The 23,780-nt window shown below is 68.5% G+C and carries 28 protein-coding genes; 21 read left to right on the top strand and 7 right to left on the bottom strand.

The annotated features are described in order from the left end of the window. The first annotated feature begins 9 nt into the window (after positions 1 to 9). Positions 10 to 1,266, top strand: a complete 1,257-nt coding sequence (gene purD, locus ACFWNN_RS33275) for a phosphoribosylamine--glycine ligase (RefSeq protein ID WP_382443901.1) — start codon at positions 10 to 12, stop codon at positions 1,264 to 1,266. Beyond that, positions 1,263 to 2,171 carry an ADP-ribosylglycohydrolase family protein gene (locus tag ACFWNN_RS33270; RefSeq protein WP_382443900.1) on the top strand — a complete coding sequence of 303 codons (909 nt, stop codon included), beginning with the start codon at positions 1,263 to 1,265 and terminating at the stop codon, positions 2,169 to 2,171. Before purD ends, ACFWNN_RS33270 begins: the two co-directional genes overlap by 4 nt. On the opposite strand, the gene ACFWNN_RS33265 is transcribed toward ACFWNN_RS33270, so the two are convergent. Both ACFWNN_RS33265 and ACFWNN_RS33260 read right to left on the bottom strand, forming a co-directional pair. Beyond that, positions 2,161 to 3,009, bottom strand: coding sequence for a GyrI-like domain-containing protein (locus ACFWNN_RS33265; protein ID WP_382443899.1), 849 nt, complete (start codon positions 3,007 to 3,009; stop codon positions 2,161 to 2,163). The genes ACFWNN_RS33270 and ACFWNN_RS33265 overlap by 11 nt on opposite strands. A 50-nt stretch (positions 3,010 to 3,059) precedes the next feature. After that, positions 3,060 to 4,142: a hypothetical protein gene (locus ACFWNN_RS33260; RefSeq protein ID WP_382443898.1), complete on the bottom strand. Its 1,083-nt coding sequence runs from the start codon at positions 4,140 to 4,142 to the stop codon at positions 3,060 to 3,062. A 407-nt stretch (positions 4,143 to 4,549) separates the two neighbouring features. Here ACFWNN_RS33260 and ACFWNN_RS33255 point away from each other — a divergent pair, with 407 nt between their 5' ends. The 9 genes from ACFWNN_RS33255 (at position 4,550) to ACFWNN_RS33215 (ending at position 11,753) form a co-directional block, all read left to right on the top strand. Continuing rightward, a complete protein-coding gene (locus tag ACFWNN_RS33255) occupies positions 4,550 to 5,008 on the top strand; it encodes a hypothetical protein (RefSeq protein WP_382443897.1) in 459 nt (152 codons plus the stop codon). Beyond that, the gene (locus tag ACFWNN_RS33250; protein WP_382443896.1) at positions 5,005 to 5,604 is read left to right on the top strand and encodes a DUF3558 domain-containing protein; all 600 of its coding nucleotides are present in this window, start codon (positions 5,005 to 5,007) and stop codon (positions 5,602 to 5,604) included. The genes ACFWNN_RS33255 and ACFWNN_RS33250 overlap by 4 nt, the downstream gene beginning before the upstream one ends. Positions 5,605 to 5,613: 9 nt before the next feature. After that, positions 5,614 to 6,897 (top strand): hypothetical protein, encoded by a 1,284-nt coding sequence (locus ACFWNN_RS33245; protein ID WP_382443895.1) that lies wholly within the window; start codon positions 5,614 to 5,616, stop codon positions 6,895 to 6,897. Positions 6,898 to 6,921: 24 nt separating this feature from the next. Then, on the top strand, positions 6,922 to 7,659 hold the full coding sequence (locus ACFWNN_RS33240) for an ESX secretion-associated protein EspG (RefSeq protein ID WP_382443894.1): 738 nt from the start codon (positions 6,922 to 6,924) through the stop codon (positions 7,657 to 7,659). 134 nt (positions 7,660 to 7,793) lie between these two features. Next, on the top strand, positions 7,794 to 8,099 hold the full coding sequence (locus ACFWNN_RS33235; RefSeq protein WP_382443893.1) for a hypothetical protein: 306 nt from the start codon (positions 7,794 to 7,796) through the stop codon (positions 8,097 to 8,099). A 10-nt stretch (positions 8,100 to 8,109) separates the two neighbouring features. Then, on the top strand, positions 8,110 to 9,270 hold the full coding sequence (locus ACFWNN_RS33230; RefSeq protein WP_382443892.1) for a transglycosylase SLT domain-containing protein: 1,161 nt from the start codon (positions 8,110 to 8,112) through the stop codon (positions 9,268 to 9,270). A 333-nt stretch (positions 9,271 to 9,603) separates the two neighbouring features. Continuing rightward, the gene (locus ACFWNN_RS33225) at positions 9,604 to 10,734 is read left to right on the top strand and encodes a pyridoxal phosphate-dependent aminotransferase (protein WP_382443891.1); all 1,131 of its coding nucleotides are present in this window, start codon (positions 9,604 to 9,606) and stop codon (positions 10,732 to 10,734) included. Between the two features lie 105 nt (positions 10,735 to 10,839). Beyond that, positions 10,840 to 10,989, top strand: a complete 150-nt coding sequence (locus ACFWNN_RS33220; RefSeq protein ID WP_030465871.1) for a hypothetical protein — start codon at positions 10,840 to 10,842, stop codon at positions 10,987 to 10,989. Positions 10,990 to 11,027: 38 nt separating this feature from the next. Next, entirely contained in the window at positions 11,028 to 11,753 is a 726-nt protein-coding gene (locus ACFWNN_RS33215; RefSeq protein WP_382443890.1) for a potassium channel family protein, read from the top strand. Here the strand turns inward: ACFWNN_RS33215 and ACFWNN_RS33210 are convergent. Both ACFWNN_RS33210 and ACFWNN_RS33205 read right to left on the bottom strand, forming a co-directional pair. Then, complete coding sequence (locus tag ACFWNN_RS33210; RefSeq protein WP_382443889.1) at positions 11,697 to 12,293, bottom strand: HAD-IA family hydrolase; 597 nt, start codon at positions 12,291 to 12,293, stop codon at positions 11,697 to 11,699. The genes ACFWNN_RS33215 and ACFWNN_RS33210 overlap by 57 nt on opposite strands. Then, a complete protein-coding gene (locus ACFWNN_RS33205) occupies positions 12,293 to 13,294 on the bottom strand; it encodes a GntG family PLP-dependent aldolase (protein ID WP_382443958.1) in 1,002 nt (333 codons plus the stop codon). Before ACFWNN_RS33205 ends, ACFWNN_RS33210 begins: the two co-directional genes overlap by 1 nt. A 123-nt stretch (positions 13,295 to 13,417) precedes the next feature. Between ACFWNN_RS33205 and ACFWNN_RS33200 the strand changes: the two genes are divergently transcribed. The 7 genes from ACFWNN_RS33200 to ACFWNN_RS33170 are packed head-to-tail and all read left to right on the top strand — an operon-like array spanning position 13,418 to position 18,828. Beyond that, positions 13,418 to 13,936, top strand: a complete 519-nt coding sequence (locus ACFWNN_RS33200; RefSeq protein ID WP_382443888.1) for a SigE family RNA polymerase sigma factor — start codon at positions 13,418 to 13,420, stop codon at positions 13,934 to 13,936. A gap of 20 nt (positions 13,937 to 13,956) precedes the next feature. Beyond that, positions 13,957 to 14,634 carry a hypothetical protein gene (locus ACFWNN_RS33195; RefSeq protein ID WP_382443887.1) on the top strand — a complete coding sequence of 226 codons (678 nt, stop codon included), beginning with the start codon at positions 13,957 to 13,959 and terminating at the stop codon, positions 14,632 to 14,634. A gap of 27 nt (positions 14,635 to 14,661) precedes the next feature. Then, a complete protein-coding gene (locus tag ACFWNN_RS33190) occupies positions 14,662 to 15,243 on the top strand; it encodes a TetR/AcrR family transcriptional regulator (RefSeq protein WP_382443886.1) in 582 nt (193 codons plus the stop codon). A 57-nt stretch (positions 15,244 to 15,300) separates the two neighbouring features. Then, positions 15,301 to 15,834: a SigE family RNA polymerase sigma factor gene (locus ACFWNN_RS33185; protein ID WP_266035830.1), complete on the top strand. Its 534-nt coding sequence runs from the start codon at positions 15,301 to 15,303 to the stop codon at positions 15,832 to 15,834. After that, positions 15,831 to 16,592, top strand: coding sequence for a hypothetical protein (locus ACFWNN_RS33180; RefSeq protein ID WP_382443885.1), 762 nt, complete (start codon positions 15,831 to 15,833; stop codon positions 16,590 to 16,592). Before ACFWNN_RS33185 ends, ACFWNN_RS33180 begins: the two co-directional genes overlap by 4 nt. Positions 16,593 to 16,618: 26 nt before the next feature. After that, positions 16,619 to 18,037, top strand: coding sequence for an adenylosuccinate lyase (gene purB / locus ACFWNN_RS33175; RefSeq protein ID WP_382443884.1), 1,419 nt, complete (start codon positions 16,619 to 16,621; stop codon positions 18,035 to 18,037). Then, entirely contained in the window at positions 18,034 to 18,828 is a 795-nt protein-coding gene (locus ACFWNN_RS33170; protein WP_382443883.1) for an MOSC domain-containing protein, read from the top strand. The genes purB and ACFWNN_RS33170 overlap by 4 nt, the downstream gene beginning before the upstream one ends. A gap of 12 nt (positions 18,829 to 18,840) precedes the next feature. On the opposite strand, the gene ACFWNN_RS33165 is transcribed toward ACFWNN_RS33170, so the two are convergent. Continuing rightward, positions 18,841 to 19,284 (bottom strand): hypothetical protein, encoded by a 444-nt coding sequence (locus ACFWNN_RS33165; protein ID WP_382443882.1) that lies wholly within the window; start codon positions 19,282 to 19,284, stop codon positions 18,841 to 18,843. A gap of 87 nt (positions 19,285 to 19,371) precedes the next feature. Here ACFWNN_RS33165 and ACFWNN_RS33160 point away from each other — a divergent pair, with 87 nt between their 5' ends. Further along, a complete protein-coding gene (locus ACFWNN_RS33160) occupies positions 19,372 to 20,247 on the top strand; it encodes a phosphoribosylaminoimidazolesuccinocarboxamide synthase (protein ID WP_382443881.1) in 876 nt (291 codons plus the stop codon). 65 nt (positions 20,248 to 20,312) lie between these two features. Beyond that, the gene (locus ACFWNN_RS33155; protein ID WP_382443880.1) at positions 20,313 to 20,948 is read left to right on the top strand and encodes a DUF2334 domain-containing protein; all 636 of its coding nucleotides are present in this window, start codon (positions 20,313 to 20,315) and stop codon (positions 20,946 to 20,948) included. On the opposite strand, the gene ACFWNN_RS33150 is transcribed toward ACFWNN_RS33155, so the two are convergent. Beyond that, positions 20,911 to 21,534, bottom strand: a complete 624-nt coding sequence (locus tag ACFWNN_RS33150) for an MBL fold metallo-hydrolase (protein WP_382443879.1) — start codon at positions 21,532 to 21,534, stop codon at positions 20,911 to 20,913. The two genes, ACFWNN_RS33155 and ACFWNN_RS33150, sit on opposite strands and share 38 nt — an antisense overlap. Before the next feature lie 264 nt (positions 21,535 to 21,798). Between ACFWNN_RS33150 and ACFWNN_RS33145 the strand changes: the two genes are divergently transcribed. After that, positions 21,799 to 22,725: a trypsin-like serine peptidase gene (locus ACFWNN_RS33145; RefSeq protein WP_382443878.1), complete on the top strand. Its 927-nt coding sequence runs from the start codon at positions 21,799 to 21,801 to the stop codon at positions 22,723 to 22,725. On the opposite strand, the gene ACFWNN_RS33140 is transcribed toward ACFWNN_RS33145, so the two are convergent. Next, on the bottom strand, positions 22,709 to 23,689 hold the full coding sequence (locus tag ACFWNN_RS33140) for an NAD-dependent epimerase/dehydratase family protein (protein ID WP_382443877.1): 981 nt from the start codon (positions 23,687 to 23,689) through the stop codon (positions 22,709 to 22,711). The genes ACFWNN_RS33145 and ACFWNN_RS33140 overlap by 17 nt on opposite strands. Between the last annotated feature and the right edge of the window lie 91 nt (positions 23,690 to 23,780).

Below are 23,780 nucleotides of genomic sequence, written 5' to 3'. Positions count from 1 at the left end.
TGGGTCATCGTGCGCGTCCTGGTCATCGGGTCTGGAGCCCGTGAGCATGCCCTTGTCCTCGCGTTGTCGCGCGACCCGCAACTGACTGCCTTGGCGTGCGCGCCGGGCAACGCAGGCATAGCCGGGCACGCCGAGATCTACGGCGTGGACGTGTCCGACGCGGGAGCCGTCGCCGGCCTCGCGAAGGAGTGGAAGGCCGACCTCGTCGTCGTCGGCCCCGAGCAGCCTCTGGTGGCCGGGGCCGCCGACGCGATCCGCGAGCTCGGCATCCCGTGCTTCGGTCCGTCGAAGGCCGCCGCCTGCATCGAGGGGTCCAAGGCGTTCGCCAAGGACGTCATGAACGCGGCGGGCGTGCCGACCGCGCACAGCGAGGTCGTGGACAACCCGGCCCGCCTGGACGCCGCTCTCGGGCGCTTCGGGCCGACGTGGGTCGTGAAGGACGACGGTCTCGCCGCCGGCAAGGGCGTGGTCGTCACGTCCGACCTGGCCGCGGCCCGTGCGCACGCGATGACGTTGCTCGACGGCGGCCACCCGGTGCTGCTGGAGTCGTTCCTCGACGGTCCCGAGGTCTCGCTGTTCTGCGTCACCGACGGCGTGTCCGTGGTGCCGCTGATCCCCGCGCAGGACTTCAAGCGCGTGGGCGACGGCGACGCGGGCCCGAACACCGGCGGCATGGGTGCCTACGCGCCGCTGCCGTGGGCGCCCGAGGGCCTCGTGTCGGAGATCGTGTCGCGTTGTGTGCAGCCCGTGGTCGACGAGCTGCGCGCCCGCGAGACCCCGTTCGTCGGTCTGCTGTACGCCGGTCTGGCGCTGACGTCGTCCGGCGTGCAGGTGATCGAGTTCAACTGCCGCTTCGGCGACCCGGAGACCCAGTCGGTCCTCGCCCTGCTGAAGTCGCCGATCTCCTCCTTGTTCCTGGCGGCTGCCAACGGAACCCTGGGGGATCTCGCGCCTCTGGAGTGGGAGAACGGCTACGCCGTGACGGTCGTGGTCGCGGCCGAGGGCTACCCGAACCGCCCGCGCACCGGCGACGTGATCACCGGCGCCGAGTCCGAGGGCGTCCTGCACGCGGGCACCCGCCGCCGCGAGGACGGCGCCGTGGTCTCCGCGGGCGGCCGCGTGCTGTCCGTCGTGGGCACCGGCAAGTCGCTGGCGAAGGCCCGCGAGCGCGCCTACAAGCGCGTCGCGGACATCCACCTCACCGGCTCGCACCATCGTTCGGACATCGCGCTGAAGGCAGTGGACGGAAAGATCACCCTGCCGTGAGCCTGCTGGGGTGCGTGCTCGGCGGTGCCGTGGGCGACGGGTTGGGAGCGCCGATCGAGTTCTCGTCGATCGACACCATCCGCCGCCAGCACGGCCCCGCCGGCGTGGTCGACCTCCCGTCGCTGGAGATCACCGACGACACCCAGATGGTGCTCTTCACGCTCGAAGGCCTGCTGCTGGCACGTTCGTTCGACGTGGACCCGCTGCTGACCGTGCGGGCCGCCTACGCGCGCTGGCTGCACACGCAGGGCGGCCCACTCGTCGCCTCCGACGGCTGGCTGATGGCGGACCGGCGCCTGCACTCCCGCCGCGCCCCCGGCCACACCTGCATCACGGCGTTGAAGCACGACGAGAAGAACAACTCCAAGGGCTGCGGCGGCGTGATGCGCGCCGCCCCCGTCGCCGTCTGGTCCACCGACGTCCGCGAGGTCTTCGAGTTGGCCGTGGGCACGGCCAAGATGACCCACCACCACCCCAGCGGCTACCTGTCGGCAGGGGCTTTGGCGGTGATCGTCCAAGCCCTGCTGGCCGGCGCGGACGTGCCCTCAGCGGTGTCGGTGGCGCGGTCCGAACTGATCCGCTGGGACGGCCACGAGGAACAGACCTCGTTGCTGGACAAGGTGATGACCCTCGGCCCGCTGTCGCCCGAGGAGATCGAATCCCAGCTGGGCGGCGGCTGGGTGGGCGAGGAGGCCCTGGCCATCGGCCTGCACGCAGCCCTCGTGGGCGACGACTTCGCCTCCGCCGTGCGACTAGCCGTCAACCACTCGGGCGACAGCGACTCGACGGGTTCGATCTGCGGCAACATCCTGGGAGCCCGCGACGGCGTGACCGTCATCCCGGACTCCTGGCTGGCCGTCCTGGAACTGCGAGACGTGATCGAACGCCTGTCCCTCAGCTGGTGACCGGAATCCACAACTCGGCCCGCGCCTGATCCCCGTCGATCTGCGTGCGCAACATCTGCGGCCCCTCCGCACTCTCGTAACTGTTGGACGGGAACCACTGCGTGTAGATGTCCCGCCACATGTACTGAATGGTCTCGGGATAGGGCCCCTCGGACGTGAACACGGCCCAGGTCCCCTTTCCGACCTGGAGCGTCTCCATGTCCTCGGGCGCCTCCTGACTCGTCACGACCCCCTGGAAGTAGTCGAGCATCGAGCCCTCCTCGACCCCTTCCTGGTTGGACGTGAGCGCCAGCATCCCGCCGGGCTCCCCGTCGCTGAGCTCCTTCATCCTGTTGAGCGTCGGCATTCCGATGCCCTTGACGAACTCCACGATCGCCGGGTTCATCCCCAGGTGCACCAACGGCACCCGAGTCCCCCTCCCGACGACCTGGAACGCGTCCTTCTCCACAACCCGGTACTCCATGCTCGAACTCCCCTCGACAACCAGCCGGAACGTGAGAATCTGCTGCGACCGCAACGCCTTCTTGGCCTGCCGGGCCTCCTGAGGCCCAACCCCGTGCATGGCCTTGAAAGCACGAGCAAAGGCCTCGTTGGACCCATACCCCCACCGGACGGCGACATCGAGCAACGACATCTGTCCACTCAGGACGTCGTTAGCCGCCTTCGTGAGCTTCCGCCGCCGCACGTACTCGCTGATCGGAATCCCGGCCAACGCACTGAACATGCGCCGGAAGTGGTACTCACCGGTCCCCGCGATCCGCGCGAGCACCCGGACGTCGACCTCACCTTCGAGGTCGTCCTCGATGCGCGCCATGGCCTCGTTGAGTCGCTCCAACACGTCCCCAAAGCTATGGGCTTTCGGAGCCCGGCACCCGACAACCTGTGCCCCTATCCGATCGCCTTCTTCACCTCGTCGGCGAGGGTCTGGGCGACGGGCGTGAACTGCCTGACGTACGCCGAGGTCTCGTCCGGCGCCCAGTCGCCGTAGCCGGTCAGCCGCACCTGCGTGCGTCCTGCGAGGAAGGAGATGGTCGGCGAGTCGCCTTCCTTGAAGCCGCACGCGGCGAAGTCACCGATCTTCTCGTCGCTCATCACCGCGTCACCCGTGATGGCGCGCGACGGCGAGTCCGGGTTGCAGTCCTGCGCGTCCTTGAGCGCCATGTCGGCGTCGCGGTACGTCTTGAGGCGGATCTTCAAAGCCTTGCCCTGACCGCGTTTCCCGGGATCGAACCACTCCGGCGACAGGCGCCTGCACTCCTGCTGGTTCGAGTAGAAGTACCGCACCTCGTTCTTGTCGTTCTGGAAGCGGTCGAAGGTCTCCTTCTCGTAGTAGTCGGCCTCGACCACACCGGAGTCCCGGCCACCCGTGATCTCCTGGAACCGCTCGCCGCTCAGCACGTCGCAGGCGTTCGGCACGCCCTCGTACCGCCCGGTGTGCACGTGCGTCGTGCTGCCCTGCGGCCCCTTCGCGAGGTTCGCGGCCACACCTTCCAGCAACCGCACGAACGTCGCCTCGGGGTCGGTGATCTCCTTGACGTTGCTCATCCGCGACGCACCCAGCACCGCCTCGACCTGGCCGTCCGCACTGACCATCCGAGCATCGAAACTGTCCGCGCTGAGCCCGGGCCGAACAGCGGCCTTGAGCCCGGCGACCGTCATCTTCGTGCCTTCCCCAACCCCGATCGACCCCACGTGGTTGAACGGCGCCTGGCGCAACGAGAGCGTGAACCGCTCGAGCCCACCCTCGGCCATCGACTCGTACAAGCACGTCGAGATGGCGTCGATCTCGCCCTTCACCGTCGCGTCGACGCCAGCCACGGACCGCGGCAGGTACCGCTGGCTGTGCCACCCGTGCGCGGCGTCCCGAAACCCGACCTCCTCGATCAACGTGCCGGGCATGACGGTGCAGGCGTCGATCACCGCCACCCCGCCGTAGTCCACCGCCTGAGGCACGAGCTTCTGCGCGATCACACTCGTGTCAGCCGCCCCGGGCTCCACGGCAACGGGCTTGCTCCCACCACTGACCAAGATCGCAGCGGTGACACCCCCGCCCACCAGAAGAAGCACCACCAAGACCACAGCAATGATCAATCCGGTGCGCCGTTTCTTCGGCGGCTGAAACGGATAAGGCTGCTGATACGCGTGCGGCTGCTGCCCGTACGGCCCGTGCACTCATTCCCCCAGGTGATCCCGCGTGTTCGTCCCCCAAGTCGCGGAAGCTACCGGAATCACCACACCCCGCCAGTGGAAACGGGACGGAGAGTGACGTGGAACCAACGAGGGGTGGTCTTCGTCCAACCACAGGTACGTCTTACGCAGGCGTTGGTAGCCTGCGAAGCGGGACCGAACCGTTACCAACCGTACGGGGGTAGGACGTCGTGACACAGGAGAGCGCGGGGGCGGATGCCGCTCTCAGTGCCGTCGCGGGTGTGGCCGGGGGCGCGATCGGGGCCGCGGTCAGCGCGTTCCACTCGGCCTCGGCCTTCTTGGACGGGCTGACGTCGGGTCCGTCCAGCCAGAACTTCCACGTCAACAAGGACAACGTCCTCAAAGCAGGCGTGATCATCCAAGATCAAGCCGCAGTGCTCGCCAGGGCGCTCAAAAAAGCCGAGCTTCATCTCGACGTCGATGTGAACAGCAAAGACTCCGGCCTTGTCAGCGCGAACATCGCGGGCCTGTGGAACAGTCGCCTCACGATGGGCGAAGACTCGTACGTGGGCCGTATCAGGCAGTACGTCGAAAGCTTGAGCAAATTGTCGGACCAGCTCAGGGAATCGGCCAAGCAGTACGGCTTCACCGAGGAAGAGATCACCACGACGTTCGGACCGATGAAGTGACCAAGGCGATTTTCAAGATCTTCGCTGCGGCGGCCGTTCTTGCGGCGACCGCAGCATGCACGTCCAACGGTGTCGGGGGCACGCCGAGCCCGACGTCCGGCGGGTCTCCGACGTCGAACTCTTCGTCTTCCGAGGTCGAGGTGCCCAAGCGCCCGTCCGACCTGAAGGTCAACGGCATCGATCCGTGCAAGCTGATCACGGCTGCGCAGATGGACGACCTCAAGGTTGCCGAGGCCGTTCCCGACCAGATCGAGGTTTCGGATCTGGGCAAGCAGCCCGGCTGCTTCTACGAAAACGGCACCAAGTACGGCTACACGGTGGTGGGGCTGACGAACAGGGACATCCGGGGCTGGCTGGACGGAGGCGGGAACACCACGTCGAAGTTGCTGGACGTCGCGGGGTTCGGTGCCGCCCAAATCGTTCTCACCGGCACTGAAGGCGTGAACTGCGCGGTCGCCGTTGACGTTTCCGATGGTCAGGCTTTGTACGTGAACTATTCGCCGACCACGCAAAAGGGCGAGTCTCAGGAACAGATGTGCGCTAACGCGAAGAAGGCGGCGACTCTCGCGGTCGAGACTCTCAAGACTTTGAAGTGAGGGGGAGCCATGTCGGGCAACTATCAAATCACGGACTTCAACTTCGACGGCTGGTCCAACCAGCAGCTCGCGGAAGAGGTTCAGAAGCTCAACAACGGTGATCTCGCTCGCAAGTTCGCGTCGGCTTCCGATGTCCTCCGCGACCTCGCCGGCAGCCTGGAGGACGTTGACAACGAGCTGCGCAACCAGCTGAAGGTCCTCGGCATCGACTGGGGTGGCGCTGCCGGTGAGAAGGGCCAGGAAGTCACCAAGGTCTCCGCTGAGGGCATCGGCGACGCAGGCCAGGCGTCTCAGGGCAATTCGGACGCTATCGCGCGCCAGAGCGAGAGCACCACGGCCGCGCGCAACAACTCGCCGGAGTCCCAGACGCTGCGCGGCGACACCGAGCAGAACTTCGGTGACAAGGTCGGCGGCTTCTTCGGCGTCGAGACCGACCACGCCAAGGAGGTCGCGGCCACCAACGCTGCTCGTCAGCAGGCCATCGACAGCCTGAACGGGTACACCTCCACCAGCCAGGGCGCGCTGGACTCGTTCCGCACGCCCAACCCCCCGCCGGACATCGTGGTGGCCAGCTCGGCCGTCGCCCCGTCCGTCGGGGCCCAGGTCGGCGTGCCTGCGGGAGGCACTCCCGGCATCGCCGGCGGCCCCGGCTTCACGGGCACCCCGGGCTTCACGGGCTCGCCCGGCGTTCCCGGCGCGCCCACCCCGAACATCCCCGGCAACAGCACGGGCGTCCTTCCCGGCGGCGGCACGCAGACCCCGGTCGCGGCCGGCCTCGGCCTGCCCAAGCCGATCGGCACCCCGCCGATCGGCCTCGCCGCCGCGGCGACCGGTGCGGCCGCTCTCGCCGGCGGTACGGCCGGTGCGCGCGGTGCCCAGGTCGTCGGTGGTGGACGCGGGCCCAGCCAGGCTCCCAAGACGGCCATCGCGCCCACCGGTCCGAAGGGTGCGCCCAGCACCATCGGCGCTGGTGGCGGCAAGGGTGGCGGTGCTGGTGGCGCCGGCGGTACCGGTGTTGCGGGCAAGGGGCCCGGTGGTGGCGCCATGACGCCCGGTGGTGCCAGTGGTGTTGGGCCTGAGGGGACTCGGGCCGGTGCTGCCGGTGCCGGCAAGGCCGGTGTCGGCGGTAAGGGTGCCGGGTCGCTCATGTCGCCTGCCGCCAGTGCTGCCAAGGGCGAGGGTGAGGAGGACGGCGAGCACGTGCGCAAGTACGGCGTCGACTCCGACGAGATGTTCGGTGATGACCGCATGGTGGTTCAGTCCGTCATCGGCGAAGACCCGAAGGACAAGTAGATCCCTTTGAGCTCACCAGGTTCTGTGGTTCTGTCCACAGTGGAGTTCGCCGTGGTCTGGGAGGCGCAACGCCTCCCGGCCGCGCACGTCGCGCTGGACACGCGGATCCCCTCCATCACCCACACCGAGAAGTCCGAGGTGGTGAAGCGGGCCTGGGAGTCGTTGGAGGCGCGCGGGCTCGCTCACAACGGGCGGGTCGTGCCGGAGCTCGCGGACGGGTTCGCGTTGCTGGCCAACCACCAGGTGGCCATCGACCTGTGGATCTGGGCCGACCGGCAGATCAGCGGGCTCGCCGCGGCGATCGGTGACGAGGCGATCCTGGCGGTGCAGGACCGCGATGAGATGTGGTTGATCGAGGCGCGCGGCACGGCACTCGCCGAGGCCGCCGTGTCGGTCGCCGGCGAGATGCCCGCCGGGTTCGGGCGGTCGATCAGCATGCCTTACGACGAGCTGGTGTCCGCTGCCAAGAACGTCGGGCTCGACGCGCAACGGATGATCACCTCGCTGGAACGGCAAGGGATGCGGCTCGGTGACGCGCAGGAGCTCGCCGGCATGCTCGACGGCATGTCGACGCGCGGGCAGTTCGGCGTGCAGCGCAACGGGCATCGGGCCGCCCGCGTCGTTTCGTTCCACGACACGCACAACGGGCGGTACCTGCGTCAGCTCAAGCCGAGCAGCGACGGCCGTCAGTGGTGCACGATCACGCCCGTCGACAACCACCGGCTCGCCGGGTCGATCTGGGAGCTCCTGCAAGAAGTCTGATCACGGAACCCTCGTCGATGCCCGCCCGTCGAACTCGACGGGCGGGCATCGTCGTCTCGAAAGAGCGAATCGCCGCACCGCCCGGCGCAATTCGTTCTAAGGTCAGCGAGCAGACGTTGAGGGGGTAGGCGCGCATGGCTGCGAGCAAGTTCAACACGGAAGCCATGGAACAGTGCCGAACGACCGTGAGCAGTCAGGCCGGACAATTCGGCGCGATCGGTGACGGCTTTTCCGGCCAGTACGGCAATCCGGACATTTTCGGGAAACTCGGCTCTTCCGGTGCGATCTCGGGCGCGGTGTCCGCAATGGACCAGGCGGGCGCGCAGGAGTTCGAGGCGGCCGAGAAGGTGCTGCGCAAGGTCGAAGGCGCGCTCGACGCGATTCAGACCAACGTCGCGAATGTCGAGGAAGCCAACAAGAACTCCATGAAGGCGGTGTGACGTGAGCGCGATGGACGAAGTCGCGGCGTTGCCCGGCGGTGCGGAACTGGCCGCGCTCGCGGACAAGATCGAGACCGCGCAACCCCAGGCCGTCCGCGACATCGCGAACCGCTGGAAGCAGGCGGCCGGCAAGTGCGGCGACCAGACCGGCGTACTGCAACGCTCCGTGGCGCAGCTCGACGGAGGCTGGGAAGGCAGGTCCGCCGACGGCTTCGTCGCCTACATGGGCAACGTCACGAAGTGCGGCACCTCGATGACCGAAGCGCTCACCAACGCCGCGACCGACCTGGAGGCGGCCGCGAGCGCGCTGGAGACCGCCAAGACGTCGATGAGCCGCATCTGCGAGAACCTCCTGAGCCGCGCCAGGCAGGCCCGCCAGCAGCTCCACGGCCAGCCGCAGGAGGACGTCGACAGCGTCATCCGCAGCTACTGCGCCGAGGCCCTGAGCGACGCCGGCCCCGTGATCTCCCAGGCGGAAACCGCCGTCAACACCGCGGCCGGCACGCTCAAGGGCCGCCCGTCTGGCCTGACCCCGAAGTTCTCGACGCTGGAGGACCCGAACACCCAGACGTTCGTCCCGTCCCCCGGCAAGCCCGTCGACTGGGCCCCGACCGCCCCGCCCGACGACTCCACCAAGGCGTCCTCCACCACCTCACCCCCGCCCGCGCCGTCGAACAACGGCGGTGGTGGAGGAGGCGGTGGCGGCGGGGCGTCCGGTGGTGGAGGCGGCGGCGGTGGAGGAGGCGGTGGCGAGGGCGGCGGCATGGGCGGCCTCGGCTCCAGCGGCGGCCCGCCCTCGGGCAGCCCGCCTCCCGGCAACGTCGAGGAATGGATCCGCGAGGCCATCAAAATCCTCCAGGCCAACGGAATCCCGGTCACCGACGAGAACATCGACGAGATCTGGAAGATCATCGAGAAGGAGTCGAGCGGCAACCCGCACGCCATCAACCTCTGGGATTCCAACGCTCAGGCGGGAACGCCCTCCAAGGGCCTGATGCAGTGCATCGACTCGACCTTCAACGCCCACAAGCTGCCCGGCCACGACGACATCTGGAATCCGATCGACAACATCATCGCCGGCGTCCGCTACACCTTCTCGCGCTACGGAGGCTTCGAAGGCCACCCCGGCCTGAAGGCGATGTCCCAGGGCGGCGGCTACCAAGGGTACTAACGCCCACGATCGGGTGAGCTTCGTCCTGAAACCCGGCCATCTCCGTCAGGTATGTCGTGACGGAAATAGGCCGGGTTTCAGTTGTCCACACCCACACGGGTAGTGGATGTCCCATAACACTGTTGCAGTTTCTCCCGCATATGCGGAAGCGCGGGGGGCGGACCGGAGATGCAGGGCGGACGAGGCGTGGCTGAGGGGCGAGCGGACGGCCACAGGGGGACGGAAGGGGCGTGACGGGCGAGGGCCGGGCGACCAGCCGGCGCGACAGGACGGGCCCGCGGGTGCGCACGCGAGTGCGGGCCCGTACGACGGTGGGGGAGCTAGCCTGACGGCATGCTGACCGTGGCTGCCCGCGCCGACGTCCCGCCCTTCCACGTCATGGACGTGCTGTCTGCCGCCGCGCAGCGGCAGCGGACGCACGGCGACGTGATCTCGCTGGCGGCCGGCCAGCCGTCGAGCCCTGCGCCGCGGCCCGTGCGGGATGCGGCGGTGCGCGCGTTGGGGGAGCACGCGCTCGGGTACACCGAGCAGTTGGGGATTCCTGAGCTGCGGCAGGCGATTGCCGGGCATTACGAGCGGCAGTACGGGCTTGAGGTCGCCGCGGACGACGTGGTGGTGACGACCGGGTCGTCGGGGGCGTTCACGTTGGCGTTCCTGGCCGCGTTCGACGCCGGGGACCGGGTGGCGTTGGCGCGGCCCGGGTATCCGGCTTACCGGAACATCCTGAAGGCGTTGGGGTGTGAGGTCGTCGAGTTGCCCTGTGGGCCGGAGACCCGGTTTCAGCCGACGGTCGAGATGCTCGATCCCGGGCTCAAGGGCGTGATCGTCGCCAGCCCGGCGAATCCCACCGGGACGGTCGCGGACGTCGAGCCCATCGCGAAGTGGTGCGAGGGCAACGGGGTTCAGCTGATCAGTGACGAGATCTACCACGGGATCAGCTACGGGGAGCCGTTGCGGTGTGCCTGGGAGACGAGCCGGGAGGCGATCGTCGTCAACTCGTTCTCCAAGGCCTTCGCGATGACCGGGTGGCGGCTCGGGTGGATGTTGCTGCCCGAGCGGTTGCGGCGGGCCGTGGACTGTCTGACCGGCAACTTCACGTTGTGCCCGCCCGCGTTGGCGCAGTACGCGGCGGTTGAGGCGTTTCACGCGGATTCGTACGCGGAGACGGCCGGGCATCTTGAGCGGTATCGGGTCAACCGGGACCTGCTGGTCGCGGGGCTCACGGACCTGGGGATCGGGAAGCTGGCGCCTGCCGACGGGGCGTTCTACGTGTACGCGGACGTTCGGCACCTGACGGACGACTCGATGGGGTTCTGCCGGAAGTTGTTGGCGGACACCGGGGTCGCGATCGTGCCCGGGATCGACTTCGACCCCGTGGACGGGCACCACTTCGTGCGGATGTCGTTCGCCGGGGCCACGCAGGACGTCGAGGAGGCGCTGCGGCGGTTGAAGGCCTGGCTCTGAGGCCGAACGAGGCCGAACGAGGCCGAACGTGGCCGGCGAGAACCGAGAAAGCCGAACGCAACAAAATCGCGGCGCCGGACGTTCACGAAGCTAGAGGGAGGTCCTATGTGGGCGATCATCGGGTGGCTGGTGGCGATCTGGATCGTGCTGGCCGTGGTGGGGGCTGTCGTGAAAGGCCTTTTCTGGCTCGCTGTGATTGGAGGACTACTCCTCGCAGGCACCGCGGCTTACGGTGCGATCAAATCCAGGCGATGACTCTGGATAAATGACCGGGCACCGCTCACCATGGGGCGGTGTTGTTGGCGAACGAGGCCCGCCTCGAGCGGTGGGAACGAAAGGTCGAGTGGCCGTTGACGGCACTCGCCGTGGTGTTTCTCGCCGCCTACGCGTGGCAGGTTCTGGACGACCACGGGGCCATGCACTTCGTCCTCGAAGTGGTGTTGTGGCTGATCTGGGCGGTGTTCGCGGCCGACTTCGCGACCAGGATGACGCTGGCGCAGAACAAGCTGAAATTCCTCAGGACACATCTTTTCGATCTTGCCGCGGTCGTCCTGCCGATGGTTCGGCAGCTCAGAGTGCTGCGGTTGATCACGGTCATCACGTTGTTGAACAAGAAGTTCCAGGACAAGATCCGGCAGCGCGTCAGCATTTATGTCGCGTGCGTGACGGCAATCGTCGCGTTTTGTGCGAGCCTCGCCGTGCTCGACGCGGAACGGCATGCCGAAAACGCCAGCATCACCACGTTCGGCGACGCGCTGTGGTGGACGCTGACCACCATGTCGACGGTCGGGTACGGCGACCGCTACCCCGTCACGGGTGAGGGGCGGCTGGTCGCCGGGTTGCTCATGGTCGGCGGGATCGCGCTGCTCGGTGTCATCACCGGAACGATCGCGAGCTGGCTCGTCGAGAAGCTGCGCGGCGTCGAGAACGCCGAGCTGGAAGCGGCCAACGAGCTCAGGAACCTACGCGCGGAGATCGCCGAACTCCGCAAGGAGCTCAACACGCGCAGCGGCGGCTGACGTCCACAACCGCGCGTCCCAGCCTGCCAGCAGCGCACCATCCACATTGGACTGACGGTCGTCGAAGAAGAGCACGTCCGACGAGCCGATCAACGACGACGTGTGCGCCCAGATCGAAGCGTCCGGCTTGGCCATCGCGAGATCGCCCGAGAACACCAGGTGCCGGAAGTGCCCGGCCCACGGCGCCGAGGAAGCCAGCCGGGCGAACGTCACGGGAGCGTTCGACAGCAACGCCAGCGGCACGCCCAGCGCGGCCAGGTCCTCGATCAGCGCGACTGTCTCGAGAACCGGATCGTCCAGCCACCCGGCGTTGTCGAGCGCGGTCAGCTCCCGCACCTCGTCCGCCGAGAACGACAGCCCCAGCGAAGACCCGATCAACGCCCAATAGGAGGCATCCGACCCGCCGCGGTCGTAGGCGTCCCGATCCCAGTACGCCGCCTCGAACGCCTCCAGCGACACCCCGAGCCGAGCGGCGAGAGCGGGCAGCGCCGGGTTCCGCCGGCTGATCACCTCGCCGAAGTCGAACACGATCCAGCGCATCAGACGTTCTCCCGGACCCGGCGGAGCACCTCGGCGATGTCGGACGAGTCCACGTCGCCGTGCGTCACGAACCGGACCTTGCCCGACATCGGACTCGCGAGAATCCCGACCTCGCGCAACGACAGCAGCGTCTTGTCCAGGTCCGGCACGGCCGCCAGCACGATGTTCGTCGCAGGCGTCTCCACGTCCCATCCCAGCGCGCCAAGCCCGGTGGCCAGCGCGGCAGCACCCGCGTGATCAGCGGAAAGACGCGAGATCCGGTCCAGCGCGACGAGCCCGGCCGCGGCGAGAACGCCACCCTGCCGCACCCCGCCACCCAGCATCTTCCGCACCCGCCGAGCCTCGACGACGAAAGCAGCGGACCCGGCCACCACGGACCCGACCGGCGCCCCGAGCCCCTTCGACAGGCAGACCTGAACGGTGTCCACCCCGCCGACCAGGGCCGAAGGCGGCACCCCCAGCGCCACGGCCGCGTTCCACAACCGAGCCCCGTCCAGGTGCACGGCCAGCCCGCGAGACCGGGCCGCGGCGACCAGCGCAGCGTGATCATCAACCGAGGTGACCGTGCCGCCGGCGGCGTTGTGCGTGTTCTCCAAGCACAACAACGTCGTCCGCAGCCCGTAGTAGGGCGACTCCCCACCGGCGGCCGCGACCACGGCGGCGGGCGTCACGGAGACCAACGCGTGCGGCATCCCACCGGCCAGCCACGCCGCGGTGCCCAGCTCGGCGTCCAGCACGTGCGCACCCAACGGCGCCAGGAACCGATCCCCGCGCGACAAGTGCAGGTACAAAGCGATGAGGTTGCCCATCGAGCCAGAGGGAACCCAGAGGGCGGCCTCGACGCCGAGCAACGCGGCGACCCGCTCCTCCAGAGCGGCCATCGTCGGGTCGTGGTCCAGGACGTCGTCGCCGACCTCGGCCGCCGCCATCGCCCGGCGCATCGCGTCGTCGGGCTGGGTGACGGTGTCCGAGCGCAGGTCAATGGGCTTCACAACCCCGATCACATCACATCAGGTGAACGACCGAGGGGGTGATGTAGCTCTCGCCGATGGTTCGTGCAACCGTTGGGCACCCTGGTTCCGTCCTGTCAGTGCAACTCGATGAACGAGCGGAGAGCAGTCCGCGTGGATCAGCGCGACGAGCAGGAGTTCGCGGAGTACTTCGTGGCTCGCCGTGAGGCTGTGCGCCGAACGGCATACCTGCTGTGCGGCGACTGGCACCGCGCTGACGACTTCGCGCAGACGGCGTTCGTGGCACTGCACAGGAGGTGGCGGAAGATCAGGGACAAGCAGGCTCTGGACGCCTACGTCCGCCGCAGCGTCGTGCGCGCGGTGATCGACGAGTCCCGCCGGCCGTGGCGGCGCGAGAAGTTCACCGACGACATGCCCGAGTCGCCGACGACGGACAACGAGATCGGCGAGACGGTCGCGACCCGCGAGGCGTTGCTCAAGGGCCTGCGCAGAGTCCCGCCGAGGCAACGGGCGGTGCTCGTGCTGAGGTTCCTGGAGGGCCTCGACGTCACGGCCACGGCCGAGGCGCTGAAGTGCTCGGAAGGAACTGTGAAGAGTCAGACCGCGCGTGGACTGGCGGCGCTGAGGGAAGCTCTGGGCGACGCCATCGACGACCTGCGACCGGCGTCGTGACCAGCGAGAGGAGGACGTAGATGGACGAGCAGAAGCTCGCGGACCTGTTCCGCGACGCCGCACACGACGCGCCACCGGCGTCCTTCGACGTCGGCGACATCCGCACGGGCTCGCGCAGGGCCACCCAGCGCAGGCGCAACTCGATCGCCGCAGGCACGGCCTTCGTCGTGGTGCTCGGCTTCGGCGGTGTCATCGCCACGAACAGTTGGGTGACCAACGACGCGAACACCTTGAACAGCGCGGGTTCTGGGCAAGACCGGAACGAGCAGGCAGAATCGCCGGTGGCTCCGCAAATGGCGAACCCGCCGACGACGAACTTCTCCAGCAAGGACTCATCCACGCAGGGAGACGGGTCCACGCTGGGAAGCACCGGCCTTGGTGCCGGTGACAGCACAGTGCAGGGCTGTGCAGGTGTGGACCGAGAGCTCGCCGACGCCCTCGCCGTCGAGCTTTCGGTTCCGCCGGAGGGCGCGGAGCCGCCCACGCTGACCTGCTCTCCCGACTCGCGTTCGGCCGCGTTCAAGATCGACGGGCTCACGATCACCGCGATCGTCACGCCGCAGCCGTTCGAGGCGCCGGACGGGGCGGCGAAGCAGCAGACCGCCAAGGGCCAGGACCTCTACGTGTTCACGCAGGGCGACGGGCAGCTGAAAGGGCAGGCCAAGAGGTTCGCCGACGCACTGGCACCCAAGTTCTGACCGAACGCCCAGTACCCTGGCTCGACTATGACGGCAGCAACTCCCAAGGGTGAGCGCAGGCGGCAGGCGCTCGTGGAGGCCGCGTCCGGCCTGTTCGCGGAGGGCGGGTTCGACGCGATCAGGCACCGCGCGGTCGCCGAACGCGCCGGCCTGCCGCTCGCGTCGACCACGTACTACTTCGACTCCCTCGACGAACTGATCACCGCGGCCGTCGAGCACCACGGCCGCAGCGAGCTCGCGTGCTTCCGGGAACGGCTCTCGTCGATCTCCGAGCAGATGTCCGACGACCTCCTCGTGGAGTTCATGCTCGACCTGCTCGTCGGCGAGGACGCGACCGACATCGAGGCCGTGCTGCTGCGCTACGAACGCCTTGTCGCGACCGGCCGGCGGCCGTACCTGCGGCCGTTGATGCGCGTGCTGTCGACCGAACTGCGGGTGCTCGTCGCGGACGTGTTCGCGCGCTCGGGCCGTGAGGTGGACAGCGAACGGGTCGAGGAGCTGATCGCGCTGGTCGACGGCTCGGTGGTCAACTCGTTCATCGAGCTCAAGTCCGATCCGAGGGGCGTCGCGGGCAGGATGCTCCGTTCGGCCCTTTCGCGTCACGAGTGATGCAACCCCGCGTTCCTCCGATGCGTTCCCCTGGTTGAGGACGCGAGAGGGGAACGCATGCGCAAGGCCGACGAACAGGGCTTTCGCGAATTCGCGGCAGCCAATGCCGCGTCTTTGCGACGTACTGCGTACCTCTTCTGTGGCGACTGGCACACAGCCGAGGACCTCATGCAGTCGAGCCTCATGAAGATGTACCTCGCCTGGAAGCGGATCAAGGACCTCGACAACCTGATCGCCTACGCCCGCAAGGTGCTGCTGCGCACCTGGCTGGACGAGAAGCGCAGGCCGTGGAGGAGAGCCGAGCAGCGCGACGGAGAGCTACCCGACGCCGCCGACGCCACCGTGGACCCGGACACCACCAGTGCGAAGTTGTGGGCGCGTGAGCTGGTGCACACCGCGTTGCTCCAGGTCCCGCCGAGGCAACGAGCGGTGCTCGTGCTGCGTTACTTCGAAGACCTCTCGGTCGCCGAGGTGGCGGTGGCCATGGGGTGCACCGAGGGAACGGTCAAGAGCCAGACGGCGCGCGGTCTCGCCACCCTGCGCACCATCGTGGAGAAGCTCGACAGCAGTTCGGGGAGGGTCGCGTCGTGAGTGAGCAGGAGATCCGCGAGGGAATGCTGCTGGCCGTCTGGGACGAGCCGCCGCTCGACTTCGACCCCGACACCCTGATCAGGCGGGTGGAGCAGAAAAAAAGTCGCCGACGAGCACTGGTCGCTGTGGGCGTGGCTACGGCGATGATCGCCGTGGTGTCGTTCTCGCTGCCCGGCCTGCTGACCCGCGGCGACCAGGACGTGCAGCTCGCCACGGACGCCCCGGCGAGCGCGTCGACGGCCCCGTCCGAGCACCCCGCCCGCAAGGCTTCGCGCATCGGTGACCAGCTGGTGGGGTCCCTCGGGTCCCGGATGAGGAACTTCAAGGACCTCTACGCCTCGTTCACCCCTGGCCGGAACCCGTACCCGCCCAACCCGACGCAGGCTCCGCCGGAGTGGAGCGAAAAGGTCAGCGACTACTCGGGTTTCGTGTACTTCTACGACGACCTCGGTCCGACCGCGCTGCGCGTGATGGTCTCCACCTCCAGCTTCAGCACGACCTCCTTCTGCAGCGGGGCCTCCTACTGCAAGGAGACGCCGCAGCCCGACGGTTCGGTCGTCACCGAGGCGGAGTACCTGCAGGGATCTCCTGACGTCCAGGCGGCCGAGGTCGCGCGCAAGTTCGAGAGCGGCCTGGTCGTGCGCATCGGCTCCTACGCCTACAACCCGTCCAACAACCTGGGCCCGCGGCAGACCGTGCCGGTGCGCGTGGGGGTGCTCACAGACCTGGTCACGGAGCCCGGCATCCGCTGGGAGTAGCCGCCGGGTGCACTAACCTTCAGGGCGTGACGAAGCCCCGCATCGCCAACGTCCTCGCAGGTCGGTACGCCTCCACGTCGCTCGCGACGCTCTGGTCCGCCGAGCACAAGATCGTGCTGGAGCGCCAGCTCTGGCTCGCCGTGCTCAAGGCTCAGGCGGCCGCGGGCATCGACGTCCCGGCCACGGCGGTCGCGGACTACGAGCGCGTGCTGGAGCAGGTCGACCTGGAGTCGATCGCGGCGCGCGAGCGGGTCACCCGGCACGACGTGAAGGCGCGGATCGAGGAGTTCAACGCGCTCGCGGGCCACGAGCAGGTCCACAAGGGAATGACCTCGCGCGACCTGACCGAGAACGTCGAGCAGCTGCAGGTGCTGCGGTCGCTGGAGCTGATCCGCTCCAAGGTCGCCGCCGTCCTCGGCCGGCTCGCGCGCCTCGCCGCCGAACACGGCGACCTGGTGATGGCCGGCCGGTCGCACAACGTCGCCGCGCAGGCCACGACGCTCGGCAAGCGGTTCGCGACGGGCGCCGACGAGCTGCTGGTCGCGTTCTCCCGCCTCGACGAGCTGATCGCGCGCTACCCGTTGCGCGGCATCAAGGGCCCGGTCGGCACCGCCCAGGACATGCTCGACCTGCTCGGCACGCCGGAGAAGCTGGCGGAGCTGGAGCGCACGGTCGCGGGCCACCTCGGCTTCGAGCGCGTGCTCACGTCCGTCGGTCAGGTCTACCCGCGCTCGCTCGACTTCGACGTCGTCTCGACGCTCGTGCAGCTCGCCGCCGCGCCGTCGTCGGTCGCGAAGACCATCCGGCTGATGGCGGGCCACGAGCTCGTCACCGAGGGCTTCAAGCCCGGCCAGGTGGGCTCCAGCGCGATGCCGCACAAGATGAACACCCGGTCGTGCGAGCGCGTGAACGGCTTCGCGGTGATCCTGCGCGGCTACCTGTCGATGGTCGGCGAGCTGGCGGGCGACCAGTGGAACGAGGGCGACGTGTCGTGCTCGGTGGTCCGCCGGGTCGCGCTGCCCGACGCGTTCTTCGCGTTCGACGGGCTGCTGGAGACGTTCCTGACGGTGCTGGACGAGTTCGGCGCCTACCCGGCCGTCGTCGCCCGTGAGCTGGACCGCTACCTGCCGTTCCTCGGCACGACGAAGGTGCTGATGGCGGCCGTTCGCGCGGGTGTGGGCCGGGAGACCGCGCACGAGGCCATCAAGGAGAACGCGGTGGCCGTCGCGCTGGCGATGCGCGAGCAGGGCCTCGCGGAGAACGACCTGCTGGACCGCCTCGGCGCGGACGACCGCCTGCCGCTCGACAAGGCCGCCCTGGAAGCGTTGCTGGCCGACCGCCTGTCGTTCACCGGCGTGGCGTCGGCGCAGGTCGCGGCCATCGTCGAGCAGGTCGCCGCGGTCGTCGACAAGTACCCGGCCTACGAGCCAGAGCCGATCCTGTGATCGTTTCCTCGCTGGTCGTCTACCCGGTCAAGGGATGTGGCGGGTACTCCGTCACGTCCCGCGCCGTGGAGCCCACGGGGCTGCGCGGCGACCGGATGATGATGCTGGTCGACGAGGACGGCGTCTTCCTGTCGCAGCGCAAGGTGCCGGAGATGGCGGCGATTCGTCCCTTTCTGACGGACGACGCGCTGCTCCACGGCGGATCGGCGTTCCCGATCATCACCGACGGGCCGCGCGTGCCGGTCGTCGTGCACACCTGGCACGGGTCCGGAGTGGACCAGGGCGACGAGGCCGCGGAGTCGTTCTCCCACGCCCTGAAGCGATCCGTGCGGCTCGTGCGCACTCCACCGGACATCCACCGCGAGACGACGGGCGAGACCACCGGCGTCGTCGGCTACGCGGACGGCAACGCGCTGCTGGTGCTCTCGCTGTCCTCATTGGACGGGTTGAACGAGCGCATCCTGGAACGCGGCGGCGACCCGGTGCCGATGGATCGCTTCCGCCCCAACGTGGTCGTGTCCGGCTGGCCGGAACCGCACACGGAGGACCGGGTGCGGCGCGCGGCGATCGGGGACGTGGAACTGGCCTACGCCAAGGACTGCGTGCGGTGCGCGGTGCCGATGGTCGACCAGGACACGGGGCTGAAGTCCGGCCCGGAGCCGATTCGCACGCTGGCGACCTACCGGCGCGACCCCGACGGCGGGGTCACGTTCGGGATGAAGGCGCAGGTCGCGCGCACCGGCACGATCTCGGTGGGCGACAAGGTCGACGTGCTGGAGTGGCGGGCCTAGGCCGTTCGCAGGCTAGGCCTTCTGCCAGCGCAACCGGTCGCCGCGCTGAGGATCCTTGCGGCACACCAGGTTCTCGCCGAGCAGGCCGATGCCCTTCGCGTTCTCGGGATCGCAGCGCGCGCCCTCGTTGACCAGCAACCCCTGCTGCGGGGGCGGTTCCGGGGTCGTCGTCTGCTGCGCGGGCGGCGGGGCCTGGACCGGCGGCGGCTTCTGCGAGGTCTTCGGCGTGGTCGTCGCCGAGGAGGAGGGCGATGACGACGATGTCTTGACCGTGATGTCGGCGACGTCGGGGGTCGGCACGATGCTCACGGCCTGGGGCACGCTGGAGTTCAGCGAGCCACCTGAGGCGGGAGACGAAATGGGGCTGGAGTCGAAGCTCCACCCGGCCACACCCAGCACGATCAGCAGAGCAGCACTGGCCAAAGCTGGGATCCACAAGGCCTTTCTTGTGAGCACGGGTGCACCTTAAGCTTCTTTTGCCTTGATCTGTAGATGTGAGGGCCTGTTCGTGCATTCAGGAACAAGGCCCGTACGCTCGGGGCCGTGCCTACGCTCGCTGACTACCAGCACGTCGCCCGCGGCAAGGTTCGCGATCTGTACGACGTGGACGACGAGCTGCTGCTGTTCGTCGCGTCCGACCGCATCTCCGCGTACGACCACGTCCTGAGCTCGGAGATCCCCGACAAGGGGCGCGTGCTCACCGCGATGAGCGTGTTCTGGTTCGAGCGGCTCGCCCCGAACCACCTGGTGGCGTTCGACGACCCGCGCATCCCCGCCGAGGTCCGAGGCCGTGCGCTGCTGGTGCGCAAGCTGCGGATGGTCGACGTCGAGTGCGTGGCGCGCGGGTACCTGACGGGCTCCGGCATGGCCGACTACACGGCGACCGGCGCGGTCTGCGGAATCGAGCTGCCGGCCGGCCTGGTCGAGGCGTCCGAACTGGACCCGCCGATCTTCACGCCCGCGTCGAAGGCCGAGATCGGCGCGCACGACGAGAACGTGTCGTACGACGTCGTGGCTCAGAAGCACGGCGACGAGCTCGCGTCGAAGCTGCGTGACCGCACGATCGAGCTGTACAGCGAGGCGCGCGCGTACGCGTTGACGCGGGGCCTGATCCTGGCCGACACGAAGTTCGAGTTCGGCCTGGACGCCTCGGGTGAGCTGATCCTCGCGGACGAGGTCTTCACGCCGGACTCGTCGCGCTACTGGCCGGCCGAGGGCTACGAGCCCGGTCGCGTGCAGCCGTCGTTCGACAAGCAGTTCGTGCGCGACTGGCTGACGTCCGAGGCCTCCGGCTGGGACCGCAAGTCGGACGTGCCGCCGCCTCCGCTGCCCGCAGACGTCGTCGAAGCGACCCGTGCGCGCTACATCGAGGCCTACGAACGCCTTACTGGCCGGTCTTTCGCTGACTGGCTCGCCTGAGTTAGCGCTGCTTTCACGCGGATGTCACCACGGCGTGGCGCACTCATCAGGTGCACTCACAGCTCGTGGTCTCTCTGTCCGGCATCGGTCCGCAGACACTCGACCGATGCGCTGATCTCGCCGCGGGTCTCGACCCGCGGCGCGTGCCGTTGTCGCTGCTCGTAGTACCTCGCGAGCTCGGCAGGGCGCAGGAATGGGTGCGGCAGCGGGCCGCGCTGGGCGATGCGGTCGTGCTGCACGGCCTCGGTCAACGGCGGCTGCCGGCCTACGAGGCCGGGCTGCTGCTGACGGGGGCTCGGTTGCAGCTGGACGCGCTGGGGCTCGACGCCGACACGTTCGCGCCACGGCGGTGCGTGGCGTCGCCCGGGACGTTGCTCGCGCTGGCCAAGCACAGGTTCCAGCGGTGCGCCGACTCGACCGCCGTCCGCGAGGTCGGCAGCGGGCTCGCGACGCTGGGCCGCCTGCACGCGCTGACCGAACGCAGCAGCTTCGGTGAGCTGCGCACGTTGGCGCTGGTCTACGCGACGGCCCGGTCCGCGCGCCGCGGCGGGCTGACCAGGATCACCGTCGACGCCCGTGACCTGCACCGGCCCGGTGCGCGCCAGGCCGTGCTCGACGCCGTGGACATCGCTCTCGCCCACGACGCCGCGCCGACCACCTACGTCAGACTGCCGTCGCCTCGCCAGGCGTCAGCGGCCTGACCTCGGTGCCCTCCGGCTTGAGGTTCGTGATCATGCCGTAGACGAACTCGGGCATGGCCAGCAGCTTCTCGTGGATGGGCACCGCGACGCGGGGGCGGACCGTGCGCAGGAAGTCCACCGTCTCGCTGAGGCGCATCCACGGGGCCATGGTCGGCAGTCCGAGCACGTCGATGTCCTCGTCCGGCACGAACAGGGCGTCGCCGGGGTGGTAGAACGCGCCGTCGTTGAACACGTAGCCGGCGTTCGCGATCACGGGGATGTCCTCGTGGATCACCGCGTGCGTGCCGTTGACGACCTTGACGCTGATGTCGCCGACCTTGAAGGTGTCACCCGGCCGGGCGACCGTCGGGTTCTCGACCTTGGGCGCGCTGCCCTCGTCGACGATGAGCTGCGCCTGCGGGTTGGCCTTCAGCAGCGCGGGCAGCCGGTTCTCGTCGAGGTGGTCGAGGTGCTGGTGCGTGACCAGCACGGCGTCCAGGTCGGTGACGTCCTCGAACCCCGAGGAGAACGCACCTGGATCGATCAGCACGCGGGTGGTTCCCGAGTCGAGAAGCACGCAGGAATGACCGAAATGGACAAGTTGCATCGAATCCTCCATTACCGACGTTCGGCGGGCTGACACGGTCAGGTGACGTCGGAAGTATCAAAAGGCATGAGGAAAACCCTGCAACTCCTCACGGCACTGGCTCTCGCCCTGCCGATGACGTCCATCGTCCCTGCTACCACCACCTCTACACCTGCTCAGGCTGCTTCGCCGCAGACGCAGGAAATCGGAACTGAGGAGAACGTCTCAGTCCGCGTGGGTGGCGCGAATCGTTCGACGACCGTCGAACGACCGGGCTCCGGATACGTGAAGCTGCATTTCACCGACCTGCGAATCCTGCCGGGTGACGTGCTCACGGTGTCGAATCCTGACGGCACCGAGAAGTACACCTACACGAGAGATCTGAAGGCCTCGCTCACCGCCACCGTCGACGCGTCCGGGTTCTGGGCGATGTCGATCACCGGTTCGACGGCCGTGGTCTCGGTGACGAACCCGCTGTCGCGCGTGCGGATCGACAAGCTGACGCGCGGCTACACCGAGGCGGAGATGTCGTCCCAGCCGTCCGTGCAGAGCATCTGCGGCACGAACGACTACAAGGACGCCGTCTGCTACCAGTCCAGCAACCCGACCGAGTGGGGCAAGACCGCGTCCGTGGCGAAGCTGCTGCGCAACGGCAGTTCGCTGTGCACGGCGTGGCGCGTCGGCCCCAACAACCGCATGCTGACCAACGAACACTGCTTCACCAGCACCTCCGGCATCGAGGTGTGGTTCAACTACCAGTGCCCGACCTGCGGCGGCACGGCCTCGGCCACCGTCACGAAGGTGCTGGCGGCATCGGTGCTGAAGTACAGCGCACCGCTCGACTACACCCTCTTCACGGTGAACAACTTCGCGGCCATCAGCTCGTTCGGCTACCTCGAACTGGACGCGCGCGTCCCGGCCGTGGGCGAGGAGATGTACATCGTCGGCCACCCGGCCGGAAAGCTGAAGAAGTTGTCGCTGCGCGACAACAACAACGGCGGCGGCTACTGCGTCGTGCGTGCCGTACGCGTGAACGGCAGCTCGTCGCAGTCCGACATCAGCTACATGTGCGACACCGAAGGCGGCTCGTCCGGCTCACCCGTGCTGTCGAGGCGCACGCACAAGGTGATCGGACTCCACCACTTCGGCGGCTGCCCGAACCAGGGCGTGCGCATCGACCTCGTCGCCGCGCAGATCAACTCACTGCTGTGAGGATCTCCAGCTCCTCCTCGTGAGTGAGCCCGGCCTTCCGGGCCCGGTCCAACCCGAGGCCGCGTTCGTACTCCAGCGAGTCGAGCGCGGTCTCGGCCAGCGGCCTGGTGCGCAGGCCGTTGGCCAGCGCGTTGCTGACGTCCCGGCCGACCATCTTGGCCCACGCGGCCGGCAACCACAGCGGCAACGACCGGGGCCCGGCCCACGGGCTGATCTTCAGCTCCTTGAGCACGGCCTCCTTGACCGGCACCAACTGCGTCCCAGGCGGCGCCGTCGCCCCCGCGATCTCCCCGATCGCCATCTGGAACGGCATGACGGGCCCGGTCGAGTCGTAGGTCCCGGTGACCCGCTCCTCGGCCGCGAACACGATCCACTGAGCCAAATCCCGCGCATCGATGTGCTGGAACCCGAGGTCAGGGCTGTCCGGCACGACCACCCGGCCACCACGGGCCATCCGCGCGGGCCAGTACCCGAACCGGTCGCTGGGGTCGTCGGGCCCGGTGATCAACCCGGCCCGCACGATGAACTCACGCCCGGCCATCGCCTCCCGCACCGCGATCTCGCTGGCCACCTTGATGCCGCCGTACCGCTCGGACGTGAACTCCTCGTCCGGATCGTCCTCGAGGGCCGGGAGGAGCTCGTCACTGCCCGTCCCATGATCCGCGTAGACCGAAATGCTGGACACGAACGTCCAGTGCGGCGTCGTCCCCCCGAACGCGGCGATGGCGTCCCGAACCCAGTTCACTGAGTACTTCGACACGTCGACGACGGCGTCGAACTGCTCACCGGCCAGCTTCTCGAACGCGCCGGGCCGATCCCGGTCGACCTGGACGAGCGTGGCCCCCTCCGGCACGCCGCCGGAGGCACCGCGGGCAGCGCAGAACACTTCGTGGCCGCGGCGGACGGCCTCCGCCGTGACGGCCTTGCTGAGGAACACGGTTCCGCCGAGCACGAGGATCTTCATGATCCCCAGCATCCGTCCGATCGGCCTCGGCTGCCAGTGGTCTCGCTTTCGGCGAAATAGCTCGTTGGAATAGGTCCACTTCGGAGTCGTT

Source organism: Lentzea sp. NPDC058450 (genome assembly GCF_042721395.1).
In the GTDB taxonomy this organism is placed as follows: Bacteria; Actinomycetota; Actinomycetes; order Mycobacteriales; family Pseudonocardiaceae; genus Lentzea.
The sequence above is the reverse complement of the archived record's forward strand: the minus strand, read 5'-3'. Positions and strand labels throughout refer to the sequence as shown.